This window comes from Pseudomonas sp. DWP3-1-2, from assembly GCF_049896285.1.
In the GTDB taxonomy this organism is placed as follows: Bacteria; Pseudomonadota; Gammaproteobacteria; order Pseudomonadales; family Pseudomonadaceae; genus Aquipseudomonas.
In genome coordinates, this window is sequence record NZ_JAFCTZ010000008.1 from 95480 (window position 1) to 111952 (window position 16473).

Genomic DNA, 16473 nt, shown 5'->3' on the forward strand with positions numbered 1-16473 from the left:
GAAAAGGACGTTCCCATGGGTCGGCCCAAGCGCGTGTTTTCTTCGCTTTTACTGGGGCTGCTGCTTGGCCCGAGCCTGACCTTCGCCGCAGGAAAATGTGAGCGTCTGATTGCCACCGGCAGCCCGGATGCGCCGCCGTTCCTCTGGCGAGACCCACAGGACCCGAAACATTTGATTGGGGCAAATGCGGATCTGCTGAAGCATGCCGCCACCGAGTTGGGTTTGAAGGTGGAGTTGCTGTATGCCGGCAGACGCAGCCAGGCTTTAGAGGAAGTGCGCAGTGGACGCATGGACTTGCTGGTGGACGCGCCATTGAGCGTGGCAGAGCTGGAGTCGCTGGACTACGTGCACCCGCCGGTCACCTATAACGACATCATGATCTGGAATCGACGCGATCAGGCGCAGCCGTTCAACGCCCTGGCCGACCTCGTTGGGCATCAGGGCGCGGTTTCGGAGCGCATACGGCTGACCTCGCCATTCAATTTGGCCGTCAAGGAACGCTTGGGTGTCGAGCGACTGCCCGGTCTTACCGAGGCGTTTCAAAAACTGATGCTGGGGCAGGTGGATTACGTCCTGGCCGGTCACTATGCGGGGATGGCCATGGTTCAGACCCTGGGCTTGTCTCAGGATCTGATTGCCCAGCCGACGCCCGTGGACAAGCCGGGCTTGTACCTTGCGCTTTCTTTCAATTCGGCCTGCAACGATTCATGGCTGCGCGGACAGCTGGCGAAAAAGATGACAGAATCAGCCGCCTCCGGCCTGTCGAGCGAAGCAGTGGTGCGCAATCAGGAACTCTGGAAAGCGCAATTGCTGCAGCCGGCCAGCGTCAGCGCCCCAAACAAGTAGGAATGGTTTTGTGAGTATTCGCCCATTATTTGCCGCTGTGGTGTTCGTCGCCCTGGCTGGCTGCGCCAGCGATCCGGCGCCCATTGAACAAGTGAAACTGACTGAAAAAGCGGTTGAGCAAGCCAGAGACGTCGGGGCTACCGACGAGCAGCCTGAGCTGCAAATGGCGGAAAAAAAGCTCGCGCAAGTCCGTATCGACATGGCCAATCAGTCCTACAAGCAGGCACGCATGCAGGCCGAGCAATCGGAGCTGGATGCGCGCCTGGCCGAGGCCAGGGTTCTGACAGCCAAGAGCCAGGAGCAGATCAACCAATTGAACACTCGCCTCAATCGTTTGCGTAAGCAGTTGGGAGAGAGTCAATGAGCCGTCTGTCACGTGCAGTGAGTCTTGGTGTGTTGTTGGGCGCGGCGGGGCTTTACGGTTGCGCGGGTCACTCGGACAGTGGGCAGGCGCTGCAGCAAGCCAACGCCGATTACCAGAAGGTTCGCGAAGACACCGATGTGTTGCGCAGCGCCCCCAAGGATGTGATCCGGGCGGGTGAGCTACTGGGACGTGCCGAACGGCTTTCCAGTTATGTGGGCAGCGGTGATGACGTGGCGCACTATGCTTACCTCAGCAGCCGCTACAGCGAAATCGCCCGTGAACACAGCACGCTGCTGCTGAATCAGGAGCGTCTGGCCAAGATGGAGATGGATCGCCAGCGCCTGCAATTGGCGTTGCGTGAAGCCAAACTCGCCAGTGCGCAACAGCAGGGCAAATGGCTCGAGGACCAGATCGTCAGCCTCGCCACGACCCAGACCGAGAGAGGGCTGGTGATGACGCTGGGCGACGTGCTGTTCGATACCGGGCATGCGGAGCTGAAAAGCTCGGCCAATCGGACAGTGCTCAAAGTCGTGCAATTCCTCTTGCTCAATCCGCAGCGGGTTGTGCGTATCGAAGGGTATGCCGATAACACCGGTGACGAGCAGTCCAATCTACAGCTCTCCAAGGACCGCGCTCAGGCGGTTGCGGATGTGCTGACGGACCTGGGCGTTGATGAAAAGCGCATTGAAGTCCAGGGTTACGGCGATCAATATCCCGTCGAAGTGAATGCCTCCGAGCGGGGCAGGGCACTTAACCGTCGTGTAGAAATCGTTTTTTCGGATGCAAACGGCCGTCTAGGCGCAGCTCGCTAAAAAATAAACCCAGGCCTCATGCCGATGCCTGGGTTTCTTGTCCTGATAGGCGTTTTGATTGGCCGGTATAGCCGGTCATTTTTTTAATCAATCACCATAGGGCTGGCGGATCAGCGAACTGTCCCAGTACACTTCCAAACTGTTCTGGTGACTCACCGATTTATTACCCTGGATAACATACGTCGCCGGCAGTATCGAGGCCGCTTGATGACCAATCTTCTGCTTTACCAAAGAATCGCTCAGCAGTTGGCCGAGGACATTCGTCGGGGTGTCTATCAGCCCGGCGAGCGTGTTCCATCGGTGCGCAAAATGAGCTCGCAGCTCAATGTCAGTCATGCGACTGTGCTGCAAGCCTATGCGAATCTGGAAGATCAGGGGTTGATTCGTGCGCGGCCGCAGTCGGGCTATTACGTTCACCAGACGCCCGCGCTAACCGCTCCAACGCCCGACATCGCCCGCGTAGAGCGACCGGGCCTGGTGACGCGCAGCAGCATTATTCAGCAGGTATTGGTGGAGTCGCGTCGCGAAGGCGTGTTTCCCCTGGGTGCCGCCGTGCCGCACGTCGACTATTTGCCGGTCCGCGCCCTGCACCAACAGATCGCGAAGGTCACTCGCTTTCATAGCCCGCGGGCCTTCAGTTACATGTTCAGCCCCGGGTTCGAGCCGTTGCGCCGACAGGTAGCCATTCGCATGCGGGATGCGGGTGTTGTGGTCGATCCATCGGAAGTGGTCATTACCCACGGTTGTGTCGATGCGCTGCAGATGTCCTTGCGGGTGCTGACGCGGCCGGGTGATCTGATTGCCGCCGAGTCACCCACTTATTATGGGTTGTTGCAGCTGGCTGATCTTCTGGGCCTCAAAGTGATTGAAATCCCCAGCGATCCAGCCACGGGAATCAGTCTGGAAGCCTTGCAACTGGCGGCCAATCAGTGGTCCATCAAAGCGTTGGTCCTGACCTCGCGTTTGAGCAACCCCTTGGGCGGGACCATCCCTGAAGATCGACAAAAGCATCTGCTGCGCCTGGCGTCGGATTTCGATATTCAGATTGTCGAAGACGATATTTATGGCGAGCTGATGTTCGAGCAGGGCCGGACCAAGTCCCTGAAAGCGTTTGATCGGTTGGGGCGGGTCATTTACTGCTCCAGCTTCTCCAAGACGCTGTCGCCGGGGGTGCGTATTGGCTGGATGATTGCTGGCAAATATCAGTCTGAAATTCAACGTCTTCAGACCTTCAGCACTCATTCGGCGTGCAGTGTCACGCAAATGGGGGTTGCTGCGTACCTTGAAAATGGCGGTTATGACCGTCATCTACGATTTATTCGTCTTGAATACCGCAAAAATCTCAGCGCCTTTCAGCTTGCGGTGCAGCAGTTTTTCCCCGAAGGCACGCAAATGAGTCGTCCAACCGGTGGATTTATCCTCTGGGTCAGCCTGCCTGGGCGAGTGAATACTCAGGACTTGCATGTGCGGGCGCTGGAGCAGGGAATCAGCATCGCGCCAGGGCTGATCTTCAGCAATACAGAGCAGTTCAATCACTGCATACGCCTGAACTGTGGTGTTCCGTGGAATCGAGAGGCGGAGCGCGCGTTGATGACGTTAGGCATGTTGGCAAAACAACTGTGTCAGGAAGCTGTCGAACCCTATTGACGCGGTAGACAAGGCTAAAGCCTGCGCCGGCGTCTGTGATAATGGCTATTCGAATCTCTGGTGTGTGAGCAGCATGCCAGAGGCCAGCATATGATTTTTCTACCTTGGCTGTTTCTGCCTATGAAAGTTTTTCGCTGTGCCGGATTGATGATCATTTTTCTGCTAAGCGCCTGCGACGCTCAGGATGCGGCGGCGCCGAAGCCGAAAGTCTCTGCCGAAGTAAGCGCCCCGGTTCCGACCGTCGCTCCAGTTGTCGTGGCTAAACCCCCGACGAGCGCCTCGGTCACGGCGACCGTTTCGCCGACGGATCCATCCCGGCCACCTGTTCATGAGCTGGTGCCCAATGTGCCGGTTGTGCCGGTGGTTGTCAGCAAAGGCGGCCTGTCTACTTCCGTCAAAAAGTCTGGGAATGCGGACTCTGGGCTGCCCAAGGACGACAATGCCAAGGCACCGGCGTCCAAAACGCCGATCCTGAAGACCAAAGCCGAATCCACGCTGACGATCAAGCGCGAGGGGGCGGGCAAGAAAACGGTGGCGCAGAAAAAAGAAGTCACCAGGGACACCAAGCTGAATTCACCCAAGCTGGATCTGAGTCTCCCTCCTGAGCTGGTCAAGCAAATGACGCCCCCGAAAAACGTGATCACGGCGACCCGCAAACCGGTCCTGCCACAAATGTTTGGCGACAAGGATGGGGCTTCAGGTGGCGGGCCCTTCGAGCTTAACGGACGTCTGCTGAGCAATGAAATGCAGTTGCAGATGCGTAATGACAACCGCCGTGACGTAGAGGGCGCGGCGCTGGACTTCAAATTCAAGCAGTAATGGTGACCCAAGTGGCGGCGGGGAATGCCTGACGCGTAGCCATTTCAAACAGTTGTTTCAGCGGTTACTATCTGCTCGTCAACTTTGCAAAGTGTAAGAGTCATGGAATGCCGTTCTGGTTGTGGTGCCTGCTGTATCGCTCCGTCCATTAGTTCTCCCATTCCGGGCATGCCGAACGGCAAGCCCGCCGGGGAACGCTGCCTGCATTTATCGATCGAATCGCTTTGTGGGTTGTTCGGCAAGCCAGAGCGACCTGCAGTGTGCGGCCAGTTCAAGGCTCAGGCGGATGTCTGTGGTGTAGACCAGGCTGACGCCATCCGCATCATCACGTGGTGGGAGCAGGCCACAGCAGTTGCTTGAAATACCCGTTTCGAAAAAATTGATTTATCGAATGTCCGACAATAAGGAATACAACATGGCTTCGCTGCACCGCATGGCGTTCATCTTTGGGTTTACGGTCCTGATATCAGTCGCTGCTCAGGCTGAAGACTGGCAAGTCGCCAAAGATGAAAACGGGATCAAGATCTCTTTGAGTGAGGTGGCTGGCTCCAAATACAAGGCTTATCGCGGCGAAACCGTGATCAATGCCAGTATTGCGAAGCTGCGCAGTCTGCAGGAAGACGTTGTTGGCGCCTGCGCGTGGGTTCATGAATGCAAGTCGCAGAAGTTGCTCAAGCATGAGGGCAACAAGGCCTGGACCTACACTCAATTCAATACGCCCTGGCCGGTCACTGCCCGGGATTCTGTGCTTGAAGTGACCACGGAGCAGGGCGCTGATGGCAGCCTGACGCGCAAGCTTGAAGGGCAGCCCAAGTACATACCCGAGGAGAACGGTTTTGTACGTGTCACCCAGGTCGAAGGCTTTTGGAAGTTCGTGCCGCTGAGTGCTGACCGGACGCAGGTTACCTATCAGGTTCACACCGAGCCTGGCGGAAGCGTGCCGTCCTGGCTGGCTAACAAGTTCGTGGTGGATGCGCCGTTCAATACCTTGATGGCTCTGAAGGCACGGGCGGAAAAGTAAAGTCCGGTTCGATTCGCTGTAATGCAAAAAGGGCTGCCAATGGCAGCCCTTTTTTACGTGCGATATAAGCTTACTCGCGTTCTTCGAGAGGCACGATGTCGCGGGAAACATGACCGGTGTACAGCTGGCGTGGACGGCCGATTTTGTACGGGCTCGACAGCATCTCTTTCCAGTGTGAAATCCAGCCGACGGTCCGCGCCAGAGCGAAGATCACGGTGAACATGCTGGTGGGAATGCCAATCGCCTTGAGGATGATGCCCGAATAGAAATCGACGTTCGGATACAGCGAGCGCTCGATGAAGTACGGATCGGTCAGGGCAATCTCTTCCAGACGCATCGCCAGTTCAAGCTGCGGGTCATTGGTAATGCCCAGTTCCTTGAGGACTTCGTCGCAGGTCTGTTTCATTACGGTGGCGCGAGGGTCGCGGTTCTTGTAAACGCGGTGACCAAAGCCCATCAGCTTGAACGGATCGTTCTTGTCCTTGGCCTTGGCGATGAATTTGTCGATGTTCGAGACATCGCCAATCTCGTCGAGCATGGCCAGCACTGCTTCGTTGGCGCCGCCATGCGCAGGACCCCAGAGCGCTGCGATACCTGCTGCGATGCAGGCAAACGGGTTTGCGCCAGAAGAGCCTGCCATCCGAACGGTGGACGTCGAGGCGTTCTGCTCATGATCGGCGTGCAGGATGAAAATCTTATCCATCGCCTTGGCCAGTACCGGGCTGATCGGTTTGATCTCGCACGGGGTGTTGAACATCATGTGCAGGAAGTTTTCCGCGTAGCTCAGGTCATTGCGCGGGTACATCATGGGCTGGCCCATGGAGTACTTGTAAACCATGGCTGCCAGGGTAGGCATTTTCGCAATCAGCCGGATGGCCGAAATTTCACGGTGCTGTGGATTATTGATATCCAGAGAGTCGTGATAGAACGCCGAGAGGGCGCCGACTACGCCGCACATGACGGCCATAGGGTGGGCGTCGCGCCGGAAGCCGTTGAAGAATGTCTTCAACTGCTCGTGAACCATGGTGTGGTTTTTCACGATAACAACGAACTGGGCCTTCTGCTCGGCGGTTGGCATTTCGCCATTGAGCAACAGGTAGCAGGTTTCCAGGTAGTCGGACTGCTCGGCAAGCTGCTCGATCGGATAGCCCCGATGCAGCAGGATGCCGTTGTCACCATCGATATAGGTGATTTTCGACTCGCAAGAGGCGGTCGACATGAAACCAGGGTCAAATGTGAAGCGGCCGGTGGCGGTTAGACCGCGTACGTCGATTACATCGGGACCTACGGTGCCGGTCAGAATGGGCAGCTCGACGGGGGCTGCGCCCTCGATGATCAACTGCGCTTTTTTGTCAGCCATGTGGCCTCCTATTTATGCTTCAAATCATCAGACAGACCCCCCACGCAGGGCCCGCACCACTATAGTGAGATAAATTCTAAAGTCAATTTGCCTAAAGTCGTGTTCCAGAAGGCTTACAGCCGCACTTTTCCTCGAAAATGTCTGCCGTTTACGCCTTTTATCCTGCTAAAGCAATCCGCTATTAGGGGTAGGTCTTCGCGTTGTCATTAGCGCCCTAACTGTCTATACTCGGCGTCCGACCGCCAGGGGTTTTAGGGCCTGTTTGCTGGGGGTCGTCACTTCCTGGGTAGTGGGTACCTGACCAGTGCACTTCCCAACAACTTGCCCTGATTGTTAGGGGCTCTTCAGTGTGAAAAAAGCCGTGAATAGCCAACGACCTGTAAACCTAGATCTAAGGACCATCAAACTCCCAGTCACTGCTTACACGTCCATTCTTCACCGTGTCTCGGGTGTCATCCTCTTCGTGGGTATTGCCATCATGCTTTATGCATTGGGCAAATCCCTGGGTTCCGAGGAAGGCTTCGAGCAGGTAAAGGCGTGTATGAACAGCGTGCTAGCCAAGCTAGTGGTCTGGGGCCTGCTCTCCGCTCTGCTGTATCACCTGGTGGCGGGTGTTCGTCACCTGGTCATGGACATGGGTGTCGGTGAGACGCTGGAAGGCGGCAAGCTGGGCTCGAAAATCGTTATCGCCGTGTCTGCGGTGCTGATCGTTCTGGCGGGAGTTTGGATATGGTAACCAACGTCACTAACCTGTCGCGTTCGGGCCTCTATGACTGGATGGCGCAGCGCGTATCTGCGGTCGTGCTCGCGGCTTATTTCATTTTCCTGATCGGATACATCGTGCTGCACCCCGGTCTGGGCTATGCCGACTGGCATGGTCTGTTCTCGCATAACGGAATGCGTATCTTCAGTCTGCTGGCTCTCGTTGCCCTGGGCGCTCACGCCTGGGTCGGCATGTGGACCATTGCGACCGACTACCTGACGCCAATGGCGTTCGGCAAGTCCTCGACTGCGATTCGTTTCCTTTTCCAGGCGGTCTGCGGCGTTGCGATGTTCGCTTACTTCGTCTGGGGTGTGCAGATTCTTTGGGGTATCTGATCCATGGCTAACATTAATACGCTTTCTTTTGACGCCATCATCATTGGTGGCGGCGGTGCTGGCATGCGTGCGGCATTGCAGCTGGCACAAGGTGGTCACAAGACCGCCGTGGTCACCAAGGTTTTCCCGACTCGTTCCCACACCGTTTCTGCCCAGGGTGGCATCACCTGCGCAATCGCCTCGGCAGATCCGAACGATGACTGGCGCTGGCACATGTACGATACCGTCAAGGGTTCCGACTACATCGGTGACCAGGACGCGATCGAATACATGTGTTCTGTCGGCCCTGAAGCTGTTTTCGAACTCGAGCACATGGGGCTTCCTTTCTCCCGTACCGAACAGGGCCGCATTTACCAGCGTCCGTTTGGTGGCCAGTCCAAGGACTTCGGCAAGGGCGGGCAGGCTGCACGTACGTGCGCGGCGGCTGACCGTACCGGTCACGCGCTGCTGCACACCCTGTATCAGGCCAACCTGAAAGCCGGCACCGTATTCCTCAACGAATACTATGCCGTGGATCTGGTGAAGAATCAGGACGGCGTGTTCGTCGGCATCATCGCCATCTGCATCGAAACTGGCGAAACCTCCTACATTCGTGCCAACGCAACGGTACTGGCAACCGGTGGCGCCGGCCGCATCTACTCCTCCACCACCAACGCCCTGATCAACACCGGCGACGGCGTTGGCATGGCATTGCGTGCAGGTGTACCGGTTCAGGACATCGAAATGTGGCAGTTCCACCCGACCGGTATTGCCGGTGCAGGTGTATTGGTCACTGAAGGTTGCCGTGGCGAAGGCGGATACCTGATCAACAAGCACGGCGAGCGTTTCATGGAGCGTTATGCTCCGAACGCCAAGGACCTTGCAGGTCGTGACGTCGTTGCGCGTTCCATGGTCAAGGAAATCATTGCCGGCAACGGCTGTGGCCCTGATGGCGACCACGTCATGCTCAAGCTTGATCACCTGGGCGAAGAAGTGCTGCACAGCCGTCTGCCAGGGATCATGGAACTGTCCAAGACCTTCGCACACGTCGATCCGGCCGTTGCGCCGATCCCGGTTGTGCCGACCTGCCACTACATGATGGGCGGCGTTGCCACCAACATTCATGGTCAGGCGATCACTCAGGACGCCACCGGCGCCGATCAGATCATTCCGGGTCTGTTCGCTGTCGGCGAAGTGGCTTGCGTATCGGTTCACGGTGCCAACCGTCTGGGCGGCAACTCGCTGCTCGATCTGGTTGTGTTCGGTCGCGCTGCCGGTATCCATCTGGAACAGAGCCTGCGTGAAGGCGTTGATTACCGTCGTGCTACTGAAACCGACGTTGACGTCGCCCTTCAGCGTCTGGCCAGCCTCAATGCCCGCGAAACCGGCGAAGACGTGGCTTCCCTGCGCAAAGAGCTGCAAAGCTGCATGCAGAACTACTTCGGTGTATTCCGTACCGGCGAATACATGCAGAAGGGCATCGCCCAGCTGTCGGACCTGCGTGAACGTATCTCCAAGGTCAAGATCAACGACAAGAGCCAGGCGTTCAACACGGCCCGAATCGAAGCGCTTGAGCTGCAAAACCTGCTGGAAGTGGCCGAAGCAACGGCGATTGCCGCCGAAGTTCGTAAAGAGTCCCGCGGTGCTCACGCCCGTGAAGACTTCGAAGATCGCGACGATCAGAACTGGCTGTGCCACACCCTGTACTTCCCGGGTGAAAAACGCGTAGCCAAACGTGCCGTGAACTTCTCGCCGAAGACTGTTCCGACTTTTGAACCCATGATTCGGACTTACTAAGGGTGGCTGATATGTTGCAAGTCAGTGTTTATCGCTACAACCCGGATCAGGACGCCGCGCCGTTCATGCAGGAATTCCAGGTCGATACCCATGGTAAAGACATCATGGTCCTGGACGTGCTGGCCCTGATCAAAGAGCAGGACGAAGGCTTTTCCTATCGCCGCTCCTGCCGCGAAGGCGTCTGCGGTTCCGATGGCATGAATATCAACGGCAAGAACGGCCTGGCATGCATCACGCCGCTGTCCGCCGTGGTCAAGAACAACAAGCTGGTGGTGCGTCCACTGCCGGGCTTGCCTGTGATTCGTGACCTGGTCGTCGATATGAGCATCTTCTACAAGCAGTACGAGAAGGTTAAGCCTTATCTGCTCAACGACACTCCGGCTCCGGCCATCGAGCGTCTGCAGTCCCCGGAAGAGCGTGAGAAGCTGGACGGTCTGTACGAGTGCATCCTGTGCGCTTGCTGCTCCACTTCCTGCCCGTCCTTCTGGTGGAACCCTGACAAGTTCCTCGGTCCGGCCGCATTGCTGCAAGCCTATCGTTTCCTGGCTGACAGCCGTGACAACCAGACTGCCGAGCGTCTGGCGGCACTGGACGATCCGTTCAGCGTGTTCCGCTGCCGCGGGATCATGAACTGCGTCAACGTTTGTCCGAAGGGCCTTAACCCAACCAAGGCTATCGGTCACGTGCGCAACATGCTTCTGCAGAACGGTGTCTGATTCGATTGCTGTACCGTAAACCGCTGTAAAACGTTTGACCCAGATTGGCTGCGGCGCAGGCTTCAACCGGCGCCGTAGTTTTAACCTGAGCAGTAGCTTATAAGGCTGCGGCTCTTATTTTGAAGAAATGAGACCAGCAGGGGCATCCGGGCTGGTACCCGGACTATCTGCGTGATCCTTAGTGACTTGATACAGTCGCTGCACATGACTATCTCAGGTTTGCTGTGGTGTCTTCGCCGGTGGTGTCCCCTTACCGAGGGTGACCAAGCATGCAAGAAAGCGTGATGCAGCGCATGTGGAACAGTGCCCACCTATCCGGTGGTAACGCTGCCTATGTGGAAGAGCTCTATGAGCTCTACCTGCACGACCCGAACGCTGTGCCAGAAGAGTGGCGCACCTACTTTCAGAAGTTGCCCGCTGACGGCAGCACTGCCACCGATGTATCGCATTCGACGATCCGCGATCATTTTGTGTTGCTGGCCAAAAACCAGCGCCGCGCTCAGCCGGTTTCCGCCGCAAGCGTGAGCAGCGAACATGAAAAGAAGCAGGTCGAAGTACTGCGACTTATCCAGGCTTACCGTATGCGTGGCCATCAGGCAGCCCAGCTCGATCCGCTGGGCCTGTGGCAACGTCCTGCGCCAGCCGATCTGTCGATCAATCATTACGGCCTGACCAACGCTGATCTGGATACCACTTTCCGTGCCGGTGACTTGTTCATTGGCAAAGAGGAAGCGAGCCTACGCGAAATTCACGAGACGTTGCAGCAGACATATTGCCGCACCATCGGTTCTGAATTCACGCACATCGTGGATTCCGAGCAGCGCAACTGGTTCATGCAGCGTCTGGAGAGTGTTCGCGGCCGTCCCGAGTTTTCCGCCGACATCAAGAGCCACCTGCTTGAGCGCGTGACCGCTGCTGAAGGTCTGGAAAAGTACCTGGGCACCAAATACCCGGGCACCAAGCGTTTCGGCCTTGAGGGTGGCGAAAGCCTGATCCCGATGCTGGACGAGCTGATCCAGCGTTCCGGCTCCTATGGCACCAAGGAAATCGTGATCGGCATGGCCCACCGTGGCCGTCTGAACGTCCTGGTCAACACCTTCGGCAAGAACCCGCGCGACCTGTTCGACGAGTTCGAAGGCAAGAAAAAAGTCGAGCTGGGTTCCGGTGACGTTAAATATCACCAGGGCTTCTCGTCGAACGTCATGACCGCCGGTGGCGAAGTTCACCTGGCCATGGCGTTCAACCCGTCCCACCTGGAGATCGTTTCCCCGGTGGTCGAGGGTTCGGTACGTGCCCGCCAGGATCGTCGTAATGATCCACACGGTGACAAGGTTCTGCCCATTTCCCTCCACGGTGATGCTGCTTTTGCAGGGCAGGGCGTGGTCATGGAAACCTTCCAGATGTCGCAGACTCGCGGCTTCAAGACGGGCGGCACCATCCACATCGTCATCAACAACCAGGTGGGTTTTACCATCAGCAACCCGTTGGACTCGCGCTCCACCGAGTACGCGACTGACGTTGCCAAGATGATTCAGGCACCGATTCTCCATGTAAATGGTGATGACCCTGAAGCCGTGGTGTTCGTGACCCAACTGGCGATCGACTATCGCATGCAGTTCAAGCGTGACGTGGTGATCGACCTGGTCTGCTACCGTCGTCGCGGTCACAACGAAGCGGATGAGCCTAGCGGCACCCAGCCGTTGATGTACCAGCAAATCGCCAAACAGCGCACGACCCGTGAGTTGTATGCCGAAAGCCTGATCAAGGCCGGTGTACTCGATGACGCCCGTGTACAGGCGAAGATCGATGACTACCGTAATGCGCTGGACAACGGTCTGCATGTTGTAAAAAGCCTGGTCAAAGAGCCGAACAAAGAGTTGTTCGTGGACTGGCGTCCCTACCTGGGCCATGCCTGGACTGCGCGTCATGACACCCGCTTTGATCTGAAAACCCTGCAGGAGCTGTCTGCCAAGCTCATGGAGCTGCCGGAAGGCTTCGTGGTTCAGCGTCAGGTGCAGAAGATCTACGAAGACCGTCAGAAGATGCAAGCCGGCGGCCTGCCGATCAACTGGGGTTACGCCGAAACCATGGCGTACGCGACCCTGGCGTTCGAAGGTCACCCGATTCGCATGACCGGTCAGGACATCGGCCGCGGTACGTTCTCGCACCGTCATGCCGTGCTGCATAACCAGAAAGACTCGTCGACCTATATCCCGCTGCAGAACCTGTACGCCGGTCAGCCGCGTTTCGATCTGTATGACTCTTTCCTGTCGGAAGAAGCCGTACTTGCCTTTGAATATGGCTACTCGACGACCGAGCCTAATGCTCTGGTCATCTGGGAAGCCCAGTTCGGCGACTTCGCCAACGGTGCGCAGGTTGTTGTTGACCAGTTCATCACCAGCGGCGAGCACAAATGGGGTCGTCTGTGCGGTCTGACCATGCTGCTGCCTCACGGCTACGAAGGCCAGGGGCCGGAGCACTCCTCTGCGCGCCTTGAGCGTTACCTGCAATTGTGCGCCGAGCACAATATTCAGGTTTGCGTACCGACTACTCCAGCTCAGATCTACCACTTGCTGCGCCGTCAGGTGATTCGTCCACTGCGCAAGCCGCTGGTCGTACTGACTCCAAAGTCGTTGCTGCGCCACAAGCTGGCCGTGTCGACCCTGGAAGATCTGGCCGAAGGCTCGTTCCAGACCGTTATCCCGGAAATCGATACCCTCGATGCCGCCAAGGTGACGCGTCTGATCATGTGCAGCGGCAAGGTTTATTACGACCTGCTTGAAAAGCGTCGTGCCGAAGGGCGCGAAGACACCGTTATCGTGCGTCTCGAGCAGCTGTATCCGTTCCCTGAAGACGACCTGATGGAAACGCTCGCGCCTTACACCAATCTGCAGAATGCAGTGTGGTGTCAGGAAGAGCCGATGAATCAGGGCGCCTGGTACAGCAGCCAGCATCATCTGCGCCGCAGCGTGGGCAATCACAAACGCAGCCTCGTGCTCGAGTATGCCGGTCGTGATGCCTCTGCAGCGCCAGCTTGCGGCTACGCTTCGATGCACGCTGAGCAGCAGGAAAAACTGCTCAAAGATGCCTTCACTGTTTAACGCCTTCGCGCATTAGAAACCGAATTAAGGAATTACAGATAATGGCTATCGAGATCAAAGCCCCCTCTTTCCCGGAATCCGTTGCCGACGGCACCATTTCCAAATGGCACAAGCAACCGGGCGAGGCGGTAAAACGTGACGAGCTGCTGGTCGACATCGAGACCGACAAGGTCGTGCTCGAAGTGTTGGCCGAAGCCGACGGCGTGCTGGCATCGATCGTGAAAGGCGAGGGTGACACTGTCCTGTCCAACGAACTGATCGCAACGCTGGATGCTGGCGGTACTGCGTCGGCCGCCCCGGCAGCTGCCGCTGCACCGGCTGCAGCACCCGCCCAGTCTGCCGCTCCGGCGGCGGGTGGTGACGAAGATTCCATCGCTGCACCGGCCGCCCGCAAGCTGGCCGAAGAAAACGCCATCAACCTGGCCAGCGTCAAGGGCACAGGCAAAGACGGTCGCATCACCAAGGAAGACGTGGTTGCCGCAGTAGAAGCGAAGAAATCCGCACCTGCTGCTGCACCGGCTGCCAAGCCTGCCGCCGCAGTTGCTGCTCCTGTGCTCGCCACTGGCGACCGCGTCGAGAAGCGTGTGCCGATGACCCGCGTTCGTGCCACCGTGGCCAAGCGTCTGGTTGAAGCCCAGTCCAACATGGCGATGCTGACGACGTTCAACGAAGTCGACATGACCGAAGTCATGGCGCTGCGTTCGAAGTACAAGGATCTGTTCGAGAAGTCCCACAACGGCGTACGCCTGGGCTTCATGTCGTTCTTCGTCAAGGCTGCCACCGAAGCGCTGAAACGCTTCCCGGCTGTCAACGCTTCCATTGACGGTTCCGACATTGTGTATCACGGCTATGCCGACGTGGGCGTTGCTGTTTCCAGCGACCGTGGTCTGGTGGTTCCTGTCCTGCGTAACGCAGAACAGATGAGCCTGGCCGAAATCGAAGGCGGCATAGCTGCTTTCGGTAAAAAAGCCCGTGACGGCAAGCTGTCCATGGAAGAGATGATTGGTGGTACCTTCACCATCACCAACGGTGGTACTTTCGGTTCGATGATGTCGACCCCGATCGTTAACCCGCCGCAAGCAGCTATCCTGGGCATGCACAACATTCTGCAACGTCCAATGGCAATCAACGGTCAGGTAGTCATCCGTCCGATGATGTATCTGGCGCTGTCCTACGATCACCGTTTGATCGATGGTAAAGAAGCCGTGACGTTCCTGGTGACCATCAAGAACCTGCTGGAAGATCCGGCTCGTCTGCTGCTGGATATTTGATGAAGCAGCCCCGAGCCGCATGCCAGACGCTGCAAGGCAGTCTGGCGGGCAGCTCGGGTTTTGCAATCTCCATCTAATTAACAGGCTGCACGCTTTTCTGTAATACATCGCAGATCAGCATGCAGCGTGTGGCTTGAAGCTCGCAGCTAAAGAGGAACTCTTTTTTATGTCCCAGAAATTCGACGTGGTAGTGATTGGCGCTGGCCCTGGCGGTTATGTTGCCGCTATCAAGGCCGCGCAACTTGGTCTCAAGACTGCCTGCATCGAGAAATATCAGGACAAGGAGGGCAAACTGGCCCTCGGCGGTACTTGCCTGAACGTAGGGTGCATTCCGTCCAAGGCGCTGCTGGATAGCTCCTGGAAGTTCTACGAAGCCAAGAATGGCTTCGCTGTCCACGGCATCTCGACCTCCGAAGTGTCCATGGACGTTCCAGCCATGGTGGGTCGCAAGTCGACCATCGTCAAAGGCCTGACGGGCGGCGTTGCCAGCCTGTTCAAAGCCAACGGCGTGACCACGCTGCAAGGCCACGGCAAACTGCTGGCCGGCAAGAAAGTCGAGCTGACCGGCGCTGACGGCACCGTTGAAATCATCGAAGCGGATCACGTGATCCTGGCTTCGGGCTCGCGTCCGATCGACATCCCGCCAGCTCCGGTTGACCACAAAGTCATCGTTGACTCCACGGGCGCCCTGGAATTCCAGGCTGTCCCTGAGCGTCTGTGCGTGATTGGTGCCGGTGTGATCGGCCTGGAACTGGGTTCGGTGTGGGCCCGTCTGGGTGCCAAGGTTACCGTTCTGGAAGCACTGGACAAGTTCCTGCCTGCCGCTGATGAAGCGGTTTCCAAAGAAGCGATGAAGACCTTCACCAAGCAGGGTCTGGACATCAAGCTGGGCGCTCGCGTTACCGGTTCCAAGGTCAATGGCGACGAAGCTGTCGTGACCTACACCGATGCTGCTGGCGAACAGAACATCACGTTTGATCGCGTGATTGTGGCTGTCGGCCGTCGTCCGGTCACCACCGATCTGCTGGCCGCGGACAGCGGCGTGGACCTGGATGAGCGCGGTTTCATCTACGTTGACGACTTCTGCACTACCAGCGTTCCAGGTGTTTATGCCATCGGTGACGTGGTTCGTGGTCTGATGTTGGCCCACAAAGCGTCGGAAGAAGGCATCATGGTTGTCGAGCGCATCAAGGGCCACAAGGCTCAGATGAACTACAATCTGATTCCTTCGGTTATCTACACGCACCCGGAAATCGCCTGGGTGGGCAAAACCGAGCAGACCTTGAAGGCTGAAGGCGTTGAAGTTAACGTCGGCACGTTCCCGTTCGCAGCCAGTGGCCGCGCAATGGCAGCCAATGATACGGGCGGTTTTGTGAAGGTTATCGCTGATGCCAAGACTGATCGCGTAGTCGGCGTTCATGTCATTGGTCCAGGTGCTGCCGAACTGGTACAGCAGGGCGCGATCGCGATGGAATTCGGCAGCAGTGCTGAAGACATCGGCATGATGGTCTTCTCCCATCCGACGCTGTCCGAAGCATTGCATGAAGCAGCTCTGGCCGTGAATGGCGGTGCCATCCACATCCAGAACCGCAAAAAACGCTAAGACAATAAGAGAAACCACGACGGACTGCCCGTCGTGAGC

General features: G+C 57.4%; 15 protein-coding genes. 14 read left to right on the plus strand and 1 reads right to left on the minus strand.

Annotation, left to right across the window (positions count from 1 at the left end; genetic code table 11):
* Positions 1-15: 15 nt before the first annotated feature.
* The 7 genes from ACP7B0_RS17475 to ACP7B0_RS17505 all read left to right on the plus strand — a co-directional run bounded on the left by ACP7B0_RS17475 (position 16) and on the right by ACP7B0_RS17505 (position 5509).
* Positions 16-846, plus strand: coding sequence for a substrate-binding periplasmic protein (locus tag ACP7B0_RS17475; protein WP_426142713.1), 831 nt, complete (start codon positions 16-18; stop codon positions 844-846).
* Positions 847-856: 10 nt separating this feature from the next.
* On the plus strand, positions 857-1210 hold the full coding sequence (locus ACP7B0_RS17480; protein WP_426142714.1) for a DUF4398 domain-containing protein: 354 nt from the start codon (positions 857-859) through the stop codon (positions 1208-1210).
* Positions 1207-2022: an OmpA family protein gene (locus ACP7B0_RS17485; RefSeq protein WP_426142715.1), complete on the plus strand. Its 816-nt coding sequence runs from the start codon at positions 1207-1209 to the stop codon at positions 2020-2022. Before ACP7B0_RS17480 ends, ACP7B0_RS17485 begins: the two co-directional genes overlap by 4 nt.
* Before the next feature lie 207 nt (positions 2023-2229).
* Positions 2230-3669, plus strand: a complete 1440-nt coding sequence (locus tag ACP7B0_RS17490; RefSeq protein ID WP_426142716.1) for a PLP-dependent aminotransferase family protein — start codon at positions 2230-2232, stop codon at positions 3667-3669.
* 120 nt (positions 3670-3789) lie between these two features.
* The gene (locus tag ACP7B0_RS17495) at positions 3790-4488 is read left to right on the plus strand and encodes a translation initiation factor 2 (protein ID WP_426142717.1); all 699 of its coding nucleotides are present in this window, start codon (positions 3790-3792) and stop codon (positions 4486-4488) included.
* Between the two features lie 102 nt (positions 4489-4590).
* Positions 4591-4848: a YkgJ family cysteine cluster protein gene (locus ACP7B0_RS17500; RefSeq protein WP_426142718.1), complete on the plus strand. Its 258-nt coding sequence runs from the start codon at positions 4591-4593 to the stop codon at positions 4846-4848.
* 55 nt (positions 4849-4903) lie between these two features.
* The gene (locus ACP7B0_RS17505) at positions 4904-5509 is read left to right on the plus strand and encodes an START domain-containing protein (protein ID WP_426142851.1); all 606 of its coding nucleotides are present in this window, start codon (positions 4904-4906) and stop codon (positions 5507-5509) included.
* Positions 5510-5579: 70 nt separating this feature from the next.
* Here ACP7B0_RS17505 and gltA read toward each other — a convergent pair whose 3' ends face one another.
* Positions 5580-6869, minus strand: coding sequence for a citrate synthase (gltA, locus tag ACP7B0_RS17510; protein ID WP_426142719.1), 1290 nt, complete (start codon positions 6867-6869; stop codon positions 5580-5582).
* Between the two features lie 349 nt (positions 6870-7218).
* Here gltA and sdhC point away from each other — a divergent pair, with 349 nt between their 5' ends.
* From sdhC to lpdA, 7 genes are all read left to right on the plus strand, one after another.
* Positions 7219-7605: a succinate dehydrogenase, cytochrome b556 subunit gene (gene sdhC, locus ACP7B0_RS17515; protein WP_426142720.1), complete on the plus strand. Its 387-nt coding sequence runs from the start codon at positions 7219-7221 to the stop codon at positions 7603-7605.
* Positions 7599-7967: a succinate dehydrogenase, hydrophobic membrane anchor protein gene (gene sdhD / locus ACP7B0_RS17520; protein ID WP_426142721.1), complete on the plus strand. Its 369-nt coding sequence runs from the start codon at positions 7599-7601 to the stop codon at positions 7965-7967. The genes sdhC and sdhD overlap by 7 nt, the downstream gene beginning before the upstream one ends.
* A gap of 3 nt (positions 7968-7970) precedes the next feature.
* Positions 7971-9743 (plus strand): succinate dehydrogenase flavoprotein subunit, encoded by a 1773-nt coding sequence (gene sdhA / locus ACP7B0_RS17525; protein WP_426142723.1) that lies wholly within the window; start codon positions 7971-7973, stop codon positions 9741-9743.
* Positions 9744-9754: 11 nt separating this feature from the next.
* Positions 9755-10459: a succinate dehydrogenase iron-sulfur subunit gene (locus ACP7B0_RS17530; RefSeq protein ID WP_426142724.1), complete on the plus strand. Its 705-nt coding sequence runs from the start codon at positions 9755-9757 to the stop codon at positions 10457-10459.
* Positions 10460-10728: 269 nt separating this feature from the next.
* Positions 10729-13560, plus strand: a complete 2832-nt coding sequence (locus ACP7B0_RS17535) for a 2-oxoglutarate dehydrogenase E1 component (RefSeq protein WP_426142726.1) — start codon at positions 10729-10731, stop codon at positions 13558-13560.
* 41 nt (positions 13561-13601) lie between these two features.
* Complete coding sequence (odhB, locus tag ACP7B0_RS17540; protein ID WP_426142727.1) at positions 13602-14831, plus strand: 2-oxoglutarate dehydrogenase complex dihydrolipoyllysine-residue succinyltransferase; 1230 nt, start codon at positions 13602-13604, stop codon at positions 14829-14831.
* Positions 14832-14997: 166 nt separating this feature from the next.
* Positions 14998-16434 (plus strand): dihydrolipoyl dehydrogenase, encoded by a 1437-nt coding sequence (gene lpdA, locus ACP7B0_RS17545; protein ID WP_426142728.1) that lies wholly within the window; start codon positions 14998-15000, stop codon positions 16432-16434.
* Positions 16435-16473 lie beyond the last annotated feature (39 nt).